We start from the raw sequence: 16,155 nt of genomic DNA, 5'->3' as shown, positions 1-16,155 counted from the left end.
CTTGTCGCGCTCTATGGTTCAGGTGCCTGCAGCCAGGCGCCGTTGCACATCACGGCCTTCAACTGTCGCTGTGACACATCGATCAGTAGAAGATCTGCAAACGCGTTCTCTGTAATTTCTCCACGGCGGTAGAGCTTGAGAGCCCTTGCGGGGTTTGTTGTTATTGCTGGCAGTACGAGATCTCGCATCGCCGCGTCGTCAGCCACGTCTAAAAGCGCGGATAGCAATACATCCGGGCTTGCAGCTCGCGACCGGAGGAATTGCTGATCCCGGTACTCCGGGAGAGAGCCGCCGGCATCTGACGACAGGGTCAACTGCTGCGGTGGAACACGGTTGCGTTCAGCCATGGCCAGCGCGTCCAGCACTGCAATCTCGCCGTCAGCGAGAAACTCAGGCGTTGTCGATGCAGTGAAATCAATCCAGCCGCCTGCCCTTGCATGCTCAAAGGCCTCCAGTAACAAGGACTCACTGCGATTGGCGTGCGTGGGATAGAAGCACGCGGCCGGCAGCTCGGTATCGGCGAGTGCATCGCGCATAAGGGACAGGCGCTCAGCGCCATCGCCCACATGCAACATCACGGTACCGCCCTTGCCGCTGAGCGTGCCGCCCAGCTGTGATTGGGCAGCCAGCTTGCGTAACTCAAGGGCTGTAGGCTGAGAACTGCGATGGTCGGCAATAGCGATTTCACCAAAGCCGATCACAGGATCGATCATCACCAGGTCGCGAGCCACATCACCAGTAAGCGTGGGCGCAGGCACCTGGTAAGAACCGCTATACATATACGCCGCCAGGCCCGCCGCACGCAGCGCCATCACATGACCGTAGAGAACATCCAGAGAGCGGGTAATGGCATCGGTGCCCAGTGCCCCCACCGGTGTGGTGACACCCGCTGCGATAAAGTCTGCCGCAGTGAGCTCAGCGGTGCGCTGACCGAAACCACCTTCGCCGCCACCGCCTGCAGGGTGCGTAAGTGCATCGACAATGCCGGGCACCAGCGTCAGGCCATCGGCGTCAATCTCATTGACGTTAGCGCCGGTGATCTCAATGTCGCGTCCGACCTCGACAATTGAGTCGCCTGCGATCAGCACATCGTTGCGGCCGATGTCTTTTGGCGCCAGCACTGCTGCATTACGAATCAAAGTGATCATGGTTGGCTATTGATATCCAAACAGGGCGGCGCCAATCACAAAGGCACTGCCGATCAAAAAAAGTAAGCCGTAGAGGCCGATGACAGCGCGCACCCAGGCGAACCAATCCAGCCGGGCAGCACCCAGGCAGCCCATCAGGGCGGCAGAGGTGGGAACAAGAATATTGGTGAAGCCGTCACCCAGCTGAAACGCCAGCACGGCCACTTGCCGGGTAACACCCAACAGATCAGAGAGCGGCGCCATCAGCGGCATGGTCAGTGCCGCCTGACCGGAACCTGATGTCACAAAGAGATTGAATACGCTCTGGCCAACCAGCATTAGCCACGCGGCCGCCGCCGCGGGCAACCCTTCCAGCGCATTGCCGCTCATATGTAAAAAGGTGTTCAACAGACTGGGCTGCGTGGGATCGTCCCCACCCATCAGGTACACAATGCCTTTTGCGAGTCCGACTACCAGCGCCGCGGGGAGCAGATCAGCCGCCCCCGAACGGAAGGCAGCCACGGCGCTATTGGCGTTCATGTTGTTCAGATTGAACACCGTGCCGATAACACCGCATACGATCCCCAGGATCATGAACTGCGTGGCAATCTCCGACAGGTAATAGCCGGCGGCGATAACACCCCAGCACAGCCAAGCGACCGTAGCGAGCAGGCTCAACAGCACCAGCCAGTCGCCGGGCCCCAGCTTTTCGCCCGAAAGTGGCTCGCTCGTTGCGGAGTGATTGGGGTTGCGCGCGCTGGCCGCGTAGCGCAGACAAAATACGATGCCCAACAGGGTACACAGCAGCCAAAGGCCAATGCGCAGGGGCATACCGCTCAGCAGCGGTAAGTCAGCAATGCCCTGGGCAATCGCCACGCTGAAGGGGTTCATCCACGATGATGCAAAGCCGATCTGGGTTGCCACATAGGTGATCATCACCACAACAACATTGTCGTAGCCGAGCCTGCCCAGCACCGGTAACAGCATCAGCACAAAGGGAATGGCCTCTTCACCCATGCCGAACACCGCGCCGCCCAATGAAAAAAGGGCAAACAGCATTGCGAGGAATACCGGGCCACCGCCTCCGGCATGTGAGAGCAGCGTGATGACGCCACGATCGACCGCCCCCGTGCCCAGCACCACACCAAAAGCCCCGCCAGTGAGCAGGATGAAGGCCATAATTCCCACAGCGCCGCCGGTGCGGTCGCCCGACACGAGGCCCTCAAACATGGCATTGAAGAGTGCCGGTGTGCCGTCGCTACTGAATAGTGACGGTGACGATGCCTCTGCGTAACGGAAACTGTCAGGGTCGATAATCGCGCGATCTGAAGCGGCACCTTCCGGTATGACTACATCGAAGTATCCCGGCGTGATGAACTGCGCAGCTACAAAAACCAACAGAGCTACCGCGCCGATAATCAACAGACTATCGGGCATCTTTGATGCGGGCAGCGCGTGCTGGGACTCAGTCATCACCCACCAGGCTCGATTTTTCCGCGAGGATATCGTTGATGCGGGCCAGCACTTCCATACTCTGGCTGCGGTCTTCAGAGGCAACTTTGACCGCCAGCGCGTTGAGGAGTACATCCACGGAAGCAGTGGTATTGGTAAAGGTCATGCCCTGACAGGAGACCAGCAATGCATGATTTGAGTACGCCGTTGCCGGGGCGCTAGGACGATCGGTGATCGCCACGGTCGTGAGCTGGCGCTCATGCGCCTCTTTCAACACATCGATGGTTTCACCCGAATAAGGGGGAAAGGACAGGCCGAGAACCACATCACCCGGTCGCAGCACCACCAACTGCTCACGCGGCGAAGTAAACCGCGAGTCCAGCGACGAGCAGCGAACGCCGTGCTCGGTAAAAATATAGGTGGCCAGGTCGGCAAGGTGCGCTGAGATACCCAGGCCAAAGGTGAAGACGTGGTCAGCCTCACGTAGCACCCGAGCGGCCTCTTCAAACGCTTTGCGGTCAATGCTTTTCAGGGTGCGCTCAATATTTTGGACCTCGAGCCGCGCCATGGCAGCCAACACGTCCTTACTGATGTCAGGCCCGTCATTGGCAGTATCAGTGTTGGCTCCTGCCCCGCGGAGCATGGCAACCAGAGCCATTTTCAGTCCCGCGTAACCTTCGTACCCAATACGCTGGCTCAGGCGCACCACCGTTGCTTCTGAGGTACCCGTGCGCTCGGCCACTTCCATCACCGACAGAAACGGCGCTTCCTGCAGGTTATCCATCAGGAAGTCAGCGATGACCTGCTGCTGCTTGGACAGCTGGGCGGCATTGGCCATCAACCGATCGCGCACGGTTTCGGTGCCCGTTTCCCTATTGATTATATTTGACTGCTTTTCTTTCATCTGATCATACTAGATGAAACTTTTGTTTCATGTAAAGGTTTTGAACTAATTTTCTGCTGAGTAACCGGTGGCTACTGACCCGGCGGGGGAACTTAGCGAGAGGATCTGTTGGTTATGCGGACCGTGCGGGCTCAGGTGCAGAGTTGCGCCAAGCGATGGGGATCGCGGTATTTGCGGGAATGATCGGGGTTACCGTGTTTGGTCTGCTGCTCACCCCCGTGTCCTGCTCGCTATTGCAGCGCGAGAACCGATGAAAGGCTTGCGTGAGCTCAACCAGGCTTCACAGCTTTACTACTGAACGGGTGAAAATATATGTACGGGCCGCCGCAGATCTTGAATCCAAACTAACCTGAACTACCTATAACCCAACGAGAAGAACATAAAGCAGTGGGGAATTTTATGATCGCTCGATGGTTAACCTTGAGGCTTTTGCGACAAGCGTCCTTCTCAATCCTGTGTTTGCTGCAGACGCAGCACCGGCAGTAAAGACAGAACCCGTCACCATCTTCACCGCCAAAAAAGTGATCACCATGGAGCCCGGGCTCACGGGTGCCACCGCCGTTGCCGTCGCTGAGGGACGTATTATGGGCGTGGGATCTGAACAAGAGCTCAACGTTTGGATCGAGCAGCGCGGCGGCAAGGTAGATCGCACGCTGGAAGGGAAAATCATTATGCCGGGGATGATCGACCCTCACGTTCATCCCTCACTACCCGCAGTGCTCACTCAATTTGATTTTCTGGCACCCGAGGATTGGTCGCTGCCTACCGGCGAATTCCCGGGAGCCAAGTCTCCCAAGGCCTATGAAACGCAGCTCAAGGCACGTGTTGAAGCCTACTATTCGGACGACAACCCGCGCGACGAGGGCGTGCCATGCCGGCCAATGGATGGCACCGCTAGAAACAACCTACGCCTACGCGGAAACGTTCTGGAATGCCGGCTATCAGCTGCATGCACACACAAACGGCGATGCCAGCGCCGAAGCGTTAATCGAGATGGTGCGAAAATTGCAGTCAAAGAAACCCCGTGTGGACCACCGCCTGACGCTCGAGCACTTTGCCTACGCCACAGAGGATCAGGTGCACAGGATGCATGCGTTGGGAATGAATGTATCTGCCAACCCTTACTACCAATACATACTCGCAGATGTGTATGCCATGCAGTGGTTGGGACCAGACCGCGCACGCAACATGGTGCCGCTGGGCGCAGTGGTGCGTCAGGGCATGCGTTTCGGGCTACACTCCGACTGCCCCATGGCGCCTTTGAGCCCGCTGACACTTGCCTGGGCTGCAGTGAATCGCTCAACGATCAACGGCAACAGTAATAATCAGGCGCAGGCAGTGTCGGTGGATGATGCGATGCGCGCCATTACCATCGATGCCGCCTGGCTAATGCGTAAAGAGGGCGAGATAGGCTCGATTCGTGCGGGCAAGCGCGCCGACTTTGCTGTGCTAGAGCAGGACCCTTACGCCGTCGACCCTGATGACATTAAGGACATCAAGGTATGGGGCACCGTTTTTGGCGGAGAGCTGTTTCCCGTTAAAGACTAATCTTTCACTCAGCGTGGAGACGGAAACTATGACGAGACTTGCGTTAACGATTGCCACTACATGCCTTCTTTTATCCGCATGCAGTGGCTCAGAGACACCCATTGAGGAGGATACTGCGGCGGTGAGTCCATTTTGCAGTGACGGTAAGGCGATGCCGGGTGGCTGGCGCAGCGCAGAGGTGTCTGAAGAGGCTAAAGTTGCCCTGGACTTTGTCGTCGAACGTATGAACAGTGCCGCCAACGTTCAGGAGATACTGGCTGTAAAGATGCAGGTCGTTGCGGGCCTGAACTATGCCATCGATTTTCAGCTGGACAACGGTGAAATCTGGAATACTCGTGTCTATCAGGATCTGAAAGGAAACTTCGAGATGACCCAACCCGCCAAGAGGGGCTCTATGAGTGATGGCTGCCCTCAGTAAAACAGGTCAGTAGAAGCAACTTCGCATATGAACCAAGCGGACGACGCCTGGAGTGTGCGAGTTAAGAGATAAATACTGTCGATCAACCTGAGGGCTTCTAGTCGTGCCTACCGCACTAGAGCTGTGAGTCGATAGGCAGCAGCTTAATGAATCCGGTGGTGAAGCGTTGGCCAAAGGTAGAAAGAGGGTCTTCATCGTAGGTCACGGTCTCGCCGTCAATCTCAGTCGTCCAGAGAAGATCGCCGTCTTCATCCAATGACAGGCGATAGCTGTTTTTCAGACTCGCGCCCTCCACCATATACGCATTCAGATCCGCCGCGATCGTTTCACTCTCCACATAAATACCCGCTTCCGTGTTGATATTCGCGGATCGAGGATCGAGGTTAAAACTGCCGACAAAGGATGCCTCGTTATCAAAAGTTATTGCTTTGGTGTGCAGCCCGGCTCGCGACTCCCCGCCCAGCTTGCTCTTGATAACGTTGGAATCTGCGCGCAGTTCATAGACCTCAACACCAGCTGCCAGCAGCTTTTCGCGGTACTTGGCGTGACCGGCGTGCGCAGCCAGGACATCGTTAGATAGCAGCGAGTTGGTAAGCACTCTCACTTTGACTCCGCGCGCCGTCAGGCTGCCCAGCCTTTCCACGCCTCCGTCGCGCACGACAAAATACGCAGACTCTGTGTTCAAGGTGTGCTGCACACTATCTAACCGCTGCCGCAGTGCTATGAGGATTTCGCCTGTAGCGCCAGACTCGGCGACTGTGTCGGGCCGATTCCAGACAATGCGCCCACGCGCCCAAGGCCATCGCTGCCAATCTTCATGGATAACTTTGCTCAACGCGATCACGTTGTCTTCCGCAATGCCCGTGGTCTCTGCCTGAGCTAATTGTTCACGTACGTTGGCGATCATAGTTGTCGCATCATTGATGTCTGCAGCTTGCTCCACGATGTCTACGACCGGGATCGCATCATCGCCATTCCAGAAGTGGTCGAACACCTGTGAGGCCTCCCGCACCACGGGCCCTATCGCGCCAATGTCCAGATCCCGGAAGTTCGACGAAGGATCACTGTCAAAATAGTGGTTGCCGATATTGCGTCCGCCCACCACCGCGATACTGTTGTCGGCAATCAACATCTTGTTGTGCATGCGGTGGTTTACCCTGTTCAGGTCGAACAAGAAATCCGCCATGCTAAAACCACGGTTAGCGAAGGGATTAAAAAGCCTTGCCTCAATATTCGGGTGTGCATCAAAGGCCGCGATGCCGGCATCGTCTCCGCCAAAACCCAAATCATCGACCAGAACCCGCACGCGCACACCGCGGTTTGCCGCGCGCACCAACCTCTCTGCCATTAGCAGACCAGTTTCATCGGGTTCCCAGATGTACACCTGCACGTCCACGGCTTGCTCGGCAGAATCAATCAGCGCCAGGCGCGCGGCCAACGCTTGATCACCGTTCTTTATAAGTGCAAAGGCCGACTCGCCAGGGTGCGCGTCCTCACCCTCCGCAAAACTCGCGCCCAAGGTCGTCGACCGATAGTCAGCGAATGCAGAGCTTTCGACTGCTGAGGTGCTCTCCGGCAACTGGGCACACCCCACCAAGGCCACGAACGACACCGAATAGACGAATGCGTGAATGAAGCCGGTCCTCTCGTGTTGCAGCATCGTAGTCCCCTGTGCCAACGACTAATGAGTATTTTCAACGTATGGTTAGCGCCCAACAAGCGTAGCACCATCTGCTAGTGACGGTTTTTCGCAATGGCATACACCAGCCGATCACCTATTCTATAGATGTGTCTCGTCATGCATTGGATTCGCTCTGTGGCTAAAGCTACTCAGTATCTATCGATTATCGCAACTCTTCTTTTGCTCCCCGCTATGGGCCTTGCGCAGTCGCCCGACCCACTGCCGTCCTGGAAGGACACCCCATCGCGTGAAGCTATTCTGGCCTTTGTTGACCAAGTCACGGATAAAACATCGGCGGACTACGTAGCCCCCGCGGAGCGAATTGCCACTTTCGATAACGACGGCACGCTCTGGTCGGAAAAGCCCCTCTACTTTCAACTGATGTTTGCCATTGACCGAGTGAAGATGCTGGCACCTCAACATCCCGACTGGGAGACCCAAGAGCCTTATGCGTCCTTGCTAAAAGGAGATACCAAGACTTTCGCAACCGGCGGCATGCGCGCCATTGGCGAACTGCTGAAAACCACGCATACGGGAATGACAGCAACGGAGTTTGAAGCTCTGGTGAGTGACTGGCTGGCCAGCGCGCGCCATCCCACCACCGGCCGCGCCTATACCGAGATGGTGTATCAGCCGATGCTGGAGCTACTGGATTACTTGCGTAGTAACGGCTTTAAGACATTCATTGTCTCAGGCGGTGGGTTGGACTTCATGCGCCCCTGGGTCGAAAAGGTATACGGCATTCCACCTGAGCAGGTGGTGGGCAGCAGCAGAAGAACGGTTTACGAGGTGCGTGAGGGTAAGCCCGTACTGGTGAGATTGCCGGAAATCGCCTTTGTGGATGACAAAGCTGGCAAGCCCGTGGGCATCCATACACATATCGGTCGCCGACCCCTGATGGCCGTGGGTAATTCGGACGGTGATCTTGAGATGATGCAGTACACCGCTGCGGGCGAAGGGCCTCGATTAATGGTCTATGTGCATCACACGGATGAGGCACGCGAGTGGGCTTATGATCGTGACTCGGCTGTTGGGCGGTTCGACAAAGGATTGGACGAGGCACGCGCCAGAGGCTGGACAGTGATTGATATGAAGCGTGACTGGAAGGTCATCTACCCGGACCCCAAGCCCTGAGCGTGATCGCACAGTCACCTCAGGCAGTATCCAGCAGTATTTTCCTCTCCAATGCACCCCTGCTGATAAGCACACCGGGTTAACAGCGCTTGGATTGGCGCCCCACGCCAGCCTTGACTAAGCTCATCAATGAACAAGGATCCAACCCACTGATAATCAGGGAAGAATCCGGCATGAAGACGAAACAGGTATTAATCACTGGCCAGTGCCGCCAGCTTCATTGCCGCATTAGAACGGGACGATTGGCAAGAACCACTGACCGCAGCGCTGGACCAAGGGCGAGAAGACCCCGAGGTTCATCGCCTCGCCGCCCTTACCTATTTGCGAGCAGCCAACTTCGATGCTGCCAGGGCAGAACGGAATCAAGCGTCAGCACACGGATACCCCCTATTCTTCATAGATGCCGATGCGCAGTTCGACCCGTTAAATGACCCGAATCGCGTAACGGCACAGAGCACACCGTAGCCGACCGGCCTAATTCCTTGCCTATCGGGACGCTGGACATTGCTCATCGACACTGGGTAGCGTTGCCGGCTAACTCGGCAACACCGCGAAAGGAAGACTCATGTCCACTAAAACACTGGCTGACTGGCAGCAAGCGGCCCAGGCAATTCAGATTGATGGTCGCGCGTTTATTAACGGCGAACGTGTCAATGCAGCTTCGGGTGCCACACGAACTACCTACAACCCGGCGAATGGACAAGCCCTGGCAGAAGTCGCCAATTGCGATGCCTCCGATGCGGATCGCGCCGTTGCGATCGCACGAGCCACGTTTGAGAGTGGCGAGTGGTCTGGCATGGCGGCGTCTGATCGCAAGATGGTGCTAGTGCGCTGGGCAGAACTCATCGAAAAACACGCCGACGAGCTTGCGCTGTTGGAAACGCTGGATGTGGGCAAGCCCATTGCCGACACCGTGGATGTGGATGTGCCGTCGGCCGTGCGCACGACCCGATGGACAGGCGAGGCCATCGATAAGGTTTACGAGCAGATATCTCCTACACGCGGCAGTAGCCTGGGCCTGATCACGCGCATGCCGCTGGGCGTAGTCGCCGCCATCGTGCCCTGGAACTTCCCACTATCCACCACCGCCTGGAAACTGGCACCGGCGTTGGCCACCGGCAACTCCGTGATCCTGAAGCCGGCATCAAACACACCACTTACAGCGCTGCGTATAGCCGACCTCGCAATAGAAGCGGGCCTCCCCAAAGGGGCTCTGCACGTATTGCCCGGACCCGGTGGCAGCCTGGGCGAACACATCGCCATGCACGCGGACATCGACGGGCTGACATTCACGGGGTCAACACCTGTGGGTAAGCAGTTGATGGTGTATTCCGGTCAATCCAATTTGAAGCGCATCTTTCTGGAGTTGGGCGGCAAAAGTCCGAATATCGTCTTCCCCGATGCGGATCTCGAAAAAGCGGCCAGCGCCGCTGCCCTAGCGGTGTACTACAACGGCGGACAAACCTGCACCGCGGGTACGCGCCTGATTGTTCAGGAATCGATTCACGATGCCTTTGTTGAGCAGGTGATTGAAGCCGCCAAAGGTTGGGCACCGGGCAACCCGCTGGATCCCAACACAGCCATGGGCCCCATGGTTGATCAATCGCAGTGCCAAACAGTGATGGACTATGTGGAGATTGCCAAAAATGAAGGTGCAAACCTGGCCTATGGTGGCAATACCGTGATGGCAGACACCGGTGGTCACTACCATGAGCCGACCATTTTCAGCGGCGTGAATAACCAGATGAGGATTGCTCAGGAGGAAGTATTTGGTCCGGTGCTATCTGTGATTCCTTTCAAGGACGCTGACGATGCCGTGGCGATAGCCAATGATTCCATCTACGGATTGGCTGGCGCGGTCTGGAGTCAGAACATCAACACCGCCCACAAGGTCGCAGAGCGCGTGCGCGTGGGCACCATGGGAATCAACAATTACTTCGGTGGTGACATCACGGTGCCATTTGGTGGATTCAAGGAAAGCGGTAACGGGCGCGATAAGTCCATGCATGCCTTTGAAGATTACACTGAGCTAAAGACCACCTGGATCGAGTTTGATTGATCAAACGCCATCCAGCGAATGGCTCCGCCTTCGGGCGGAGCAACTCTTCGTGCATTACATTTCTTAACCCTTCCCTACAGAGTCGATGTAGAGCCCGACACCCCCATTTCTAGACTGTGGCCATCACTTAAGAGGCCGCATGCATGTCTACCCACTACTTTCACTCGATACCCTTTGGCGCAATGATCCTACTAATCGGATGCGGCAGCTCAGGCGGGGACAGCGATGCGAATACAGCGGCCATGATCAGTTCAACTCTAACGAATGATTTTGGTACAGATGTGTCGGCAGGTAGAGATGTAGATGAAGGCGACGCCACAACAAGCAGCGACGCCATACCTCGACTATCGATTGCCATAAGCGCGGATGCCACCGGCGATGTCACTTCGCAAGCCAATGGATATACCTGCAGCTTTGAGGAAGGCGCTTGCACCTTTGACGCCATCGCTGGCGGTGGCGAAGTGTTTATCGCGCATCCTCGGAGCAATAGCGTACTAAGCCACTGGAAAGGCTGTGATGCAGACGTGCTTGCCACGTCTGTGGGCGCACCGGCGATGACTGGCTGCACCCATTTGTCGGGGTCAGGTATGTCCGGCAACTCACTGATCGGTGGGAACTAGGGCTGCGTGCTGATTATGACCAAGAAAGCAGCAACAATAGTGCCGCTCAAGGCATCGGGACATTCAACTATCGGTTCAGGGATTTGGGCTATGCGTTCATCGGATTCCGACATCTCAGCTACGATTTCGACAACTCCAAAAGTGGTACAGACCGTTATGCCGTCGATGCCGAGGAGCGCGGCCCTGTTTTTGGAGTGAATTTCTACTTCTAACCGTTCCCCTACTGCGCGGCAACATCTCACCTATACATGACCGCAGCCAAGCGGAGCTGCGGTGCCAACACCATGTTCAGCAAACTCAATCGCCACCTTCAGTTTATCCAAACTTGTAGATGCACCAGCCTTGTCTATGCTTCGTTTTGTCATAACAGCGGCGGCAGTACAGCTGCTGGACACGTTTGATAACAAGCAGGGAGAAACCTGCAAAGGGAGTTTCAATATGAAACAGCGTAAGACAATCATGGCGCATACCGCTGCCACAGTTCTCGCAGTGAGCCTCACCGCCGGGACAGCAGCGGCCTCCGAAAGCACGAAGCCTGCTGGCGCCAAAGGCATGGGTCAGGTCGCTGCCGGCCAACCCAAAAGCAATCAGTTCTGGTGGCCGGATCAGTTGGATCTGTCTGCACTGCGCTCTCACGACACACGCTCCAACCCACTGGGTGAAGATTTCGATTACGGTGCAGCTTTTGCCAACCTTGATCTCGACGCGGTGAAAAAAGACATCGATGCAGTACTCACCGATTCGCAGGATTGGTGGCCCGCAGACTGGGGTAACTATGGCCCCTTCTTCATTCGCATGACCTGGCACAGCGCGGGCACCTACCGCACGCTGGATGGCCGTGGCGGCGGCGATGGCGGCCAAATGCGTTTCGATCCCCTGAACAGCTGGCCGGACAACGGCAACCTCGATAAGGCCCGTCGCCTGTTGTGGCCCGTTAAGCAAAAGTATGGTGCTGCACTGTCGTGGGGCGACCTGATGATTCTGGCGGGCAACGTTGCTCTGGAGAACATGGGCTTTGAAACCTACGGCTTCGCCGGTGGCCGCACCGACGACTGGGAGCCCGATCTGGTGTACTGGGGCCCCGAGGTAGAGATGCTGGCCAGCGACCGCGAAGACAACAACGGCAAGCTGCAACGCCCACTGGGTGCCACACACATGGGCCTGATCTACGTAAACCCAGAGGGCCCCAAGGGCAAACCCGATCCCATCGGCTCAGCCAAGAATATCCGCGTGGCTTTCGGCCGCATGGCCATGAACGACGAAGAGACCGTCGCGTTGATCGCTGGTGGCCACACCTTCGGCAAGATGCACGGTGCACGCAAGCCTGCTGACTGTGTCGGCCCGGAGCCCGGCGCAGCACCTATCGAAGAGCAGGGTCTGGGCTGGAAGAACAGCTGTGGCAAAGGCCACTCTGAAGACACCACCACCAGCGGCCTGGAAGGCGCATGGACTCAAGCACCCACGCAGTGGACCTCACTGTACCTGTCGAACCTGTTGAATAACGAGTGGGAGCAAACACGCAGCCCCGCCGGTGCTATTCAGTGGGTGCCCAAAGACAAGGCCATGCACACCACGGTGCCGGATGCGCACATTGAGGGTAAGTTCAATGCCCCGGTGATGACCACCGCGGATCTGGCGCTGAAAGCCGACCCTGAGTATCGCAAGATCATCGAGCGCTTCCTCGCTGATCCCAAGGAATACCAGATGGCGTTTGCCAAGGCATGGTTCAAACTGACTCACCGAGACATGGGGCCGCGCGCTCGCTATCTGCAGGACGACACGCCCGCGGAAGCGCTCATCTGGCAGGACCCCATCCCTGAGGGTGGCGCCATCAGCGATCGTGATATTCGCAAGCTGAAGGGCGAGATCATGGACAGCGGCCTGAGCGTGTCTGAACTGGTGCGCACAGCCTGGGCATCTGCCGCCAGCTTCCGCGCGGCGGATATGCGCGGTGGGGCCAACGGCGCTCGTGTCGCACTGGCACCGCAGAAGGACTGGGCAGCAAATGACCCGAAAGAACTGGCCAAGGTGCTAGATACCCTTAAAGGCATCCAGTCTGACTTCAACGGCTCACGCAAGCAGGTGTCATTAGCAGACCTGATCGTGCTGGGCGGTGCAGCGGCGGTTGAGAAAGCGGCGGCAGATGCAGGCATGGATATCCAGGTGCCCTTTGTCCCGGGTCGAGGCGATGCCACCCAGGCGCAGACCGATGTGCGTTCCTTCGGACTGCTAGAGCCCAAGGCAGATGCGTTCCGCAACTACTTTGATGCCGATACAGCCTATCGCTCACCGGCTGAGATGCTGGTTGACCGTGCCGATCAGCTGAACCTGACCGTACCGGAAATGACAGTTCTGTTGGGTGGCATGCGCGCCCTAGGTGCGAACACCGGCGGTACCGCTCATGGTGTCTTCACCGACAAGCCGGGCACGCTCACCAACGACTACTTCGTTAACCTGCTGGATATGTCCACCATGTGGCGTAAAGCAGGCACCGAAGGGCTGTACGAGGGTGTTGATCGCGCCAGTGGTGAAGTGAAGTACACCGGCACAACGGTGGACCTGATCTTCGGCTCAAACTCTGAACTGCGCGCCGTGGCAGAGGCCTATGCCTACGATGACGCCAAGCAACGCTTTGCGGATGACTTCGTAGCCGCCTGGACCAAGGTGATGCAGCTGGATCGCTTTGATCTGAATCGCGATCTGTAGGCACCTACCGTAGGAACGCTGAGGGCCGGTATTTTCCGGCCCTTTTTTTTGCTTACGCTAAAGCGATAATCTTCCCGAGGCGTTCTGGTCACTCGTCTTTCAAGGAGCATTCTGCCGATGAAATTCCTTCTCGCGTTACTGTTGAGCATGACGGGGGTATCGCAAGTGCAGGCAGACACCCAAGGGCAGTCGCACATGCACGGGCCGCGAACGACGGTGTACATGGTCGACGATATGGCACGCGCCAAAGCCTGGTATACCGAGGCCTTTGGTATCGCGCCGTACTTTGATGAAGCCTATTACATTGGCTTCAACGTCCGGGGCTATGAGTTGGGTCTTATGCCTGCAGACGCGAGCGAGAAAGCGACCTCGGTAATCGCTTATTGGGGTGTTGATGACGCAGATGCGGCCTATGATAGGCTGGTAGGGCTAGGTGCCACTCCGCTTAACCCCGTATCGGACGTGGGTGGGGGCATCAGGTTGGGTGTGGTTAACGATCCGTTCGGGAATGCGCTTGGGGTCATCTACAACCCGCACTTCAACTCGGCAGTTGAGTCACCGGATGAAGATTGAGTGTTGGGAGAAGGGGCAGGCACGGCCCGCCCCAGTTAGACAGTAAGGTGTGGCGTGATGCCCAGTTACTCACAGTCTTTGTGACTGCAGATCTGGTCACCGTAGTAGTTGTCTTCAAAATTGCACTGCAGCCCACAGTCGTTTGTTGTATCTCTGCTGAGCAGTATCTGCAGCTGGTGAATAAATTGTGCCATGGTGTCTCTCCGATTCAGGGTGAGTGTTTATTCTCAATCGAGACACCCCTGGCGTACATCCGGAAGACTAGAACATCACGTTTAGCGCTTTTGGATGGAACTCAGCTCCCGCTTAAACAGTTGAAGTAGTGCCTCCACGTTGGCCATGCCCGGGTAGTTGGGCCGAATAACGATAGCCAGATCCCTGTGGGGCCCCGGGTCTGCCAGCGGCAGCACCGCCAAATCCTTGGTGTCGCCAATCAGTTGCTCCAACGCCAACTCGGGTATCAGGGTTGATCCCATTTTCCCCGATACCAGCTGCACTAATGTGGCCAGGCTGGTCGCGCTGAAGCTGTGCACAGAGTCGTCCTCTAACCGGCAGGCCGACAGGGCGTGGTCCTTTAAGCAATGTCCATCCTTCAGCAGCATCAAATGAGACTCTGCAATGGTGTCTTCATCCGCTTGCTTCAGACCTTTGCTGACCGCTGAGCGATGGGCAACCCACTTGAGGTCCTCCTGCCAAAAGCTGAACGACAGCAAACCATCGATCGGGTACGGCAGCGCCAGAATAGCGGCGTCCAGTGCACCACGGCGCAGCATATCCACCAGTTCGGCAGATTGGTCTTCCACAATATCCAACCGAAGCTTGGGAAACTCCTCCTGCAGCGCAGGCAGCACGCGCGGCAGTAAATAGGGCCCAATAGTGGGAATCACGCCCAGGTTGATCTGGGTGCTTAGCGGGTCACGCTGAGCATCCGCCAGACGCAGCAAATCTTCCATCTGCAACTCGATGGCGCGGGCACGCTCCAACACCTGCTGACCAAGTGGCGTCACCAGCACCTTGCGGTTATCGCGCTCGAAGATCTGGAAACCCAGCTGCTTTTCAAGCTCGCCCAGCGCCGTACTCAGCGCGGACTGGGAGATATTGCATTCCTCGGCGGCGCGCTTGAAGTGCAGGTTGCGTTCAACGGCCAGGGCGTAGTGAATCTGTTTCAGCGAGATCATGATTCCATTTTACTTAACATAATTTATTTCATCGATCTATTTTTGCGAACGTCGTATTCAATATTCCCCGTTTTTCAATCGTCCGCCCGAGGATTAACGTAGCAATCTCACTGTTGCCACACAGTATTTATCAACCAATTAGGGAGCACTACACATGGCACTGGTTAACACTACTATCAAGCCGTTCGAAGCCACCGCATTCAAGCAGGGCGAATTCGTTGAGGTATCCAGCGAAGACCTGAAAGGGAAGTGGGCGATCTTTTTCTTCTACCCCGCCGACTTCACCTTTGTTTGTCCCACCGAACTGGGCGACCTGGCGGATCACTACGAGGAGTTCCAGAAGCGCGGCGTAGAGATCTACTCTGTATCGACTGATACTCACTTCACCCATGCGGCATGGCACGAAGCCTCAGACACCATCGGCAAAGTGCAGTACACCATGATCGGCGACCCCACCGGTGAGATTACGCGCAACTTTAAAGTGATGCGTAAGGACCAGGGTCTGGCTGATCGCGGCACCTTCATCGTAGACCCCGATGGCGTTATTCAGGCTATGGAAGTGACTGCAGAAGGCATCGGCCGTGACGCCGAAGACCTGCTGCGCAAGGTGAAGGCCGCGCAGTACGTTGCGGCTCACCCCGGCGAAGTTTGCCCAGCTGCCTGGAAAGAAGGCGAAGAGACCCTAGCACCCTCACTGGATCTGGTTGGCAAGATCTAAACCCAACCACTGGCGGGCCTTGTGCCCGCCATCACTT

General features: G+C 56.8%; 15 protein-coding genes. 9 read left to right on the top strand and 6 right to left on the bottom strand.

The features are described from left to right. Nucleotides 1-11 precede the first annotated feature (11 nt). From iadA to IE089_RS12100, 3 genes are read right to left on the bottom strand one after another with little or no spacing between them, the layout of a single operon-like run. A complete protein-coding gene (gene iadA / locus IE089_RS12110) occupies nucleotides 12-1,148 on the bottom strand; it encodes a beta-aspartyl-peptidase (RefSeq protein ID WP_189478061.1) in 1,137 nt (378 codons plus the stop codon). A 6-nt stretch (nucleotides 1,149-1,154) separates the two neighbouring features. Then, on the bottom strand, nucleotides 1,155-2,600 hold the full coding sequence (yfcC, locus tag IE089_RS12105; protein ID WP_189478060.1) for a putative basic amino acid antiporter YfcC: 1,446 nt from the start codon (nucleotides 2,598-2,600) through the stop codon (nucleotides 1,155-1,157). Further along, nucleotides 2,593-3,432, bottom strand: coding sequence for a MurR/RpiR family transcriptional regulator (locus tag IE089_RS12100; protein WP_189478059.1), 840 nt, complete (start codon nucleotides 3,430-3,432; stop codon nucleotides 2,593-2,595). Before IE089_RS12100 ends, yfcC begins: the two co-directional genes overlap by 8 nt. A 104-nt stretch (nucleotides 3,433-3,536) precedes the next feature. Here IE089_RS12100 and IE089_RS15790 point away from each other — a divergent pair, with 104 nt between their 5' ends. From IE089_RS15790 to IE089_RS12085, 3 genes are all read left to right on the top strand, one after another. Continuing rightward, entirely contained in the window at nucleotides 3,537-3,737 is a 201-nt protein-coding gene (locus IE089_RS15790) for an efflux RND transporter permease subunit (protein WP_308428848.1), read from the top strand. A gap of 631 nt (nucleotides 3,738-4,368) precedes the next feature. Next, nucleotides 4,369-5,031 carry an amidohydrolase family protein gene (locus tag IE089_RS15710; RefSeq protein ID WP_229802739.1) on the top strand — a complete coding sequence of 221 codons (663 nt, stop codon included), beginning with the start codon at nucleotides 4,369-4,371 and terminating at the stop codon, nucleotides 5,029-5,031. A gap of 121 nt (nucleotides 5,032-5,152) precedes the next feature. After that, nucleotides 5,153-5,449, top strand: coding sequence for a cystatin domain-containing protein (locus tag IE089_RS12085; RefSeq protein WP_189478058.1), 297 nt, complete (start codon nucleotides 5,153-5,155; stop codon nucleotides 5,447-5,449). Between the two features lie 115 nt (nucleotides 5,450-5,564). On the opposite strand, the gene IE089_RS12080 is transcribed toward IE089_RS12085, so the two are convergent. Further along, nucleotides 5,565-7,109, bottom strand: a complete 1,545-nt coding sequence (locus IE089_RS12080; protein WP_189478057.1) for a phospholipase D family protein — start codon at nucleotides 7,107-7,109, stop codon at nucleotides 5,565-5,567. 156 nt (nucleotides 7,110-7,265) lie between these two features. On the opposite strand from IE089_RS12080, the gene IE089_RS12075 reads away from it, so the two are divergent. The 5 genes from IE089_RS12075 to IE089_RS12055 all read left to right on the top strand — a co-directional run bounded on the left by IE089_RS12075 (nucleotide 7,266) and on the right by IE089_RS12055 (nucleotide 14,222). Beyond that, nucleotides 7,266-8,264 (top strand): HAD family hydrolase, encoded by a 999-nt coding sequence (locus IE089_RS12075; RefSeq protein ID WP_229802738.1) that lies wholly within the window; start codon nucleotides 7,266-7,268, stop codon nucleotides 8,262-8,264. A gap of 565 nt (nucleotides 8,265-8,829) precedes the next feature. Continuing rightward, nucleotides 8,830-10,323 (top strand): aldehyde dehydrogenase, encoded by a 1,494-nt coding sequence (locus IE089_RS12070; RefSeq protein WP_189478055.1) that lies wholly within the window; start codon nucleotides 8,830-8,832, stop codon nucleotides 10,321-10,323. 143 nt (nucleotides 10,324-10,466) lie between these two features. Continuing rightward, nucleotides 10,467-10,943: a hypothetical protein gene (locus IE089_RS12065; RefSeq protein ID WP_189478054.1), complete on the top strand. Its 477-nt coding sequence runs from the start codon at nucleotides 10,467-10,469 to the stop codon at nucleotides 10,941-10,943. A 438-nt stretch (nucleotides 10,944-11,381) separates the two neighbouring features. Beyond that, entirely contained in the window at nucleotides 11,382-13,649 is a 2,268-nt protein-coding gene (gene katG / locus IE089_RS12060; protein WP_189478053.1) for a catalase/peroxidase HPI, read from the top strand. 117 nt (nucleotides 13,650-13,766) lie between these two features. Further along, on the top strand, nucleotides 13,767-14,222 hold the full coding sequence (locus IE089_RS12055) for a VOC family protein (RefSeq protein WP_229802737.1): 456 nt from the start codon (nucleotides 13,767-13,769) through the stop codon (nucleotides 14,220-14,222). 65 nt (nucleotides 14,223-14,287) lie between these two features. On the opposite strand, the gene IE089_RS15785 is transcribed toward IE089_RS12055, so the two are convergent. After that, a complete protein-coding gene (locus tag IE089_RS15785; protein ID WP_268248002.1) occupies nucleotides 14,288-14,416 on the bottom strand; it encodes a hypothetical protein in 129 nt (42 codons plus the stop codon). Nucleotides 14,417-14,497: 81 nt separating this feature from the next. Then, the gene (locus IE089_RS12050; RefSeq protein WP_189478052.1) at nucleotides 14,498-15,400 is read right to left on the bottom strand and encodes a hydrogen peroxide-inducible genes activator; all 903 of its coding nucleotides are present in this window, start codon (nucleotides 15,398-15,400) and stop codon (nucleotides 14,498-14,500) included. 154 nt (nucleotides 15,401-15,554) lie between these two features. Here IE089_RS12050 and ahpC point away from each other — a divergent pair, with 154 nt between their 5' ends. Next, complete coding sequence (ahpC, locus tag IE089_RS12045; RefSeq protein WP_189478051.1) at nucleotides 15,555-16,118, top strand: alkyl hydroperoxide reductase subunit C; 564 nt, start codon at nucleotides 15,555-15,557, stop codon at nucleotides 16,116-16,118. Nucleotides 16,119-16,155: the final 37 nt, after the last annotated feature.

Origin of the sequence: Parahalioglobus pacificus, from assembly GCF_014652275.1 — a bacterium.
Taxonomy (GTDB): Bacteria; Pseudomonadota; Gammaproteobacteria; order Pseudomonadales; family Halieaceae; genus Parahalioglobus; species Parahalioglobus pacificus.
This window is presented reverse-complemented; position numbering and strand designations above follow the sequence as displayed.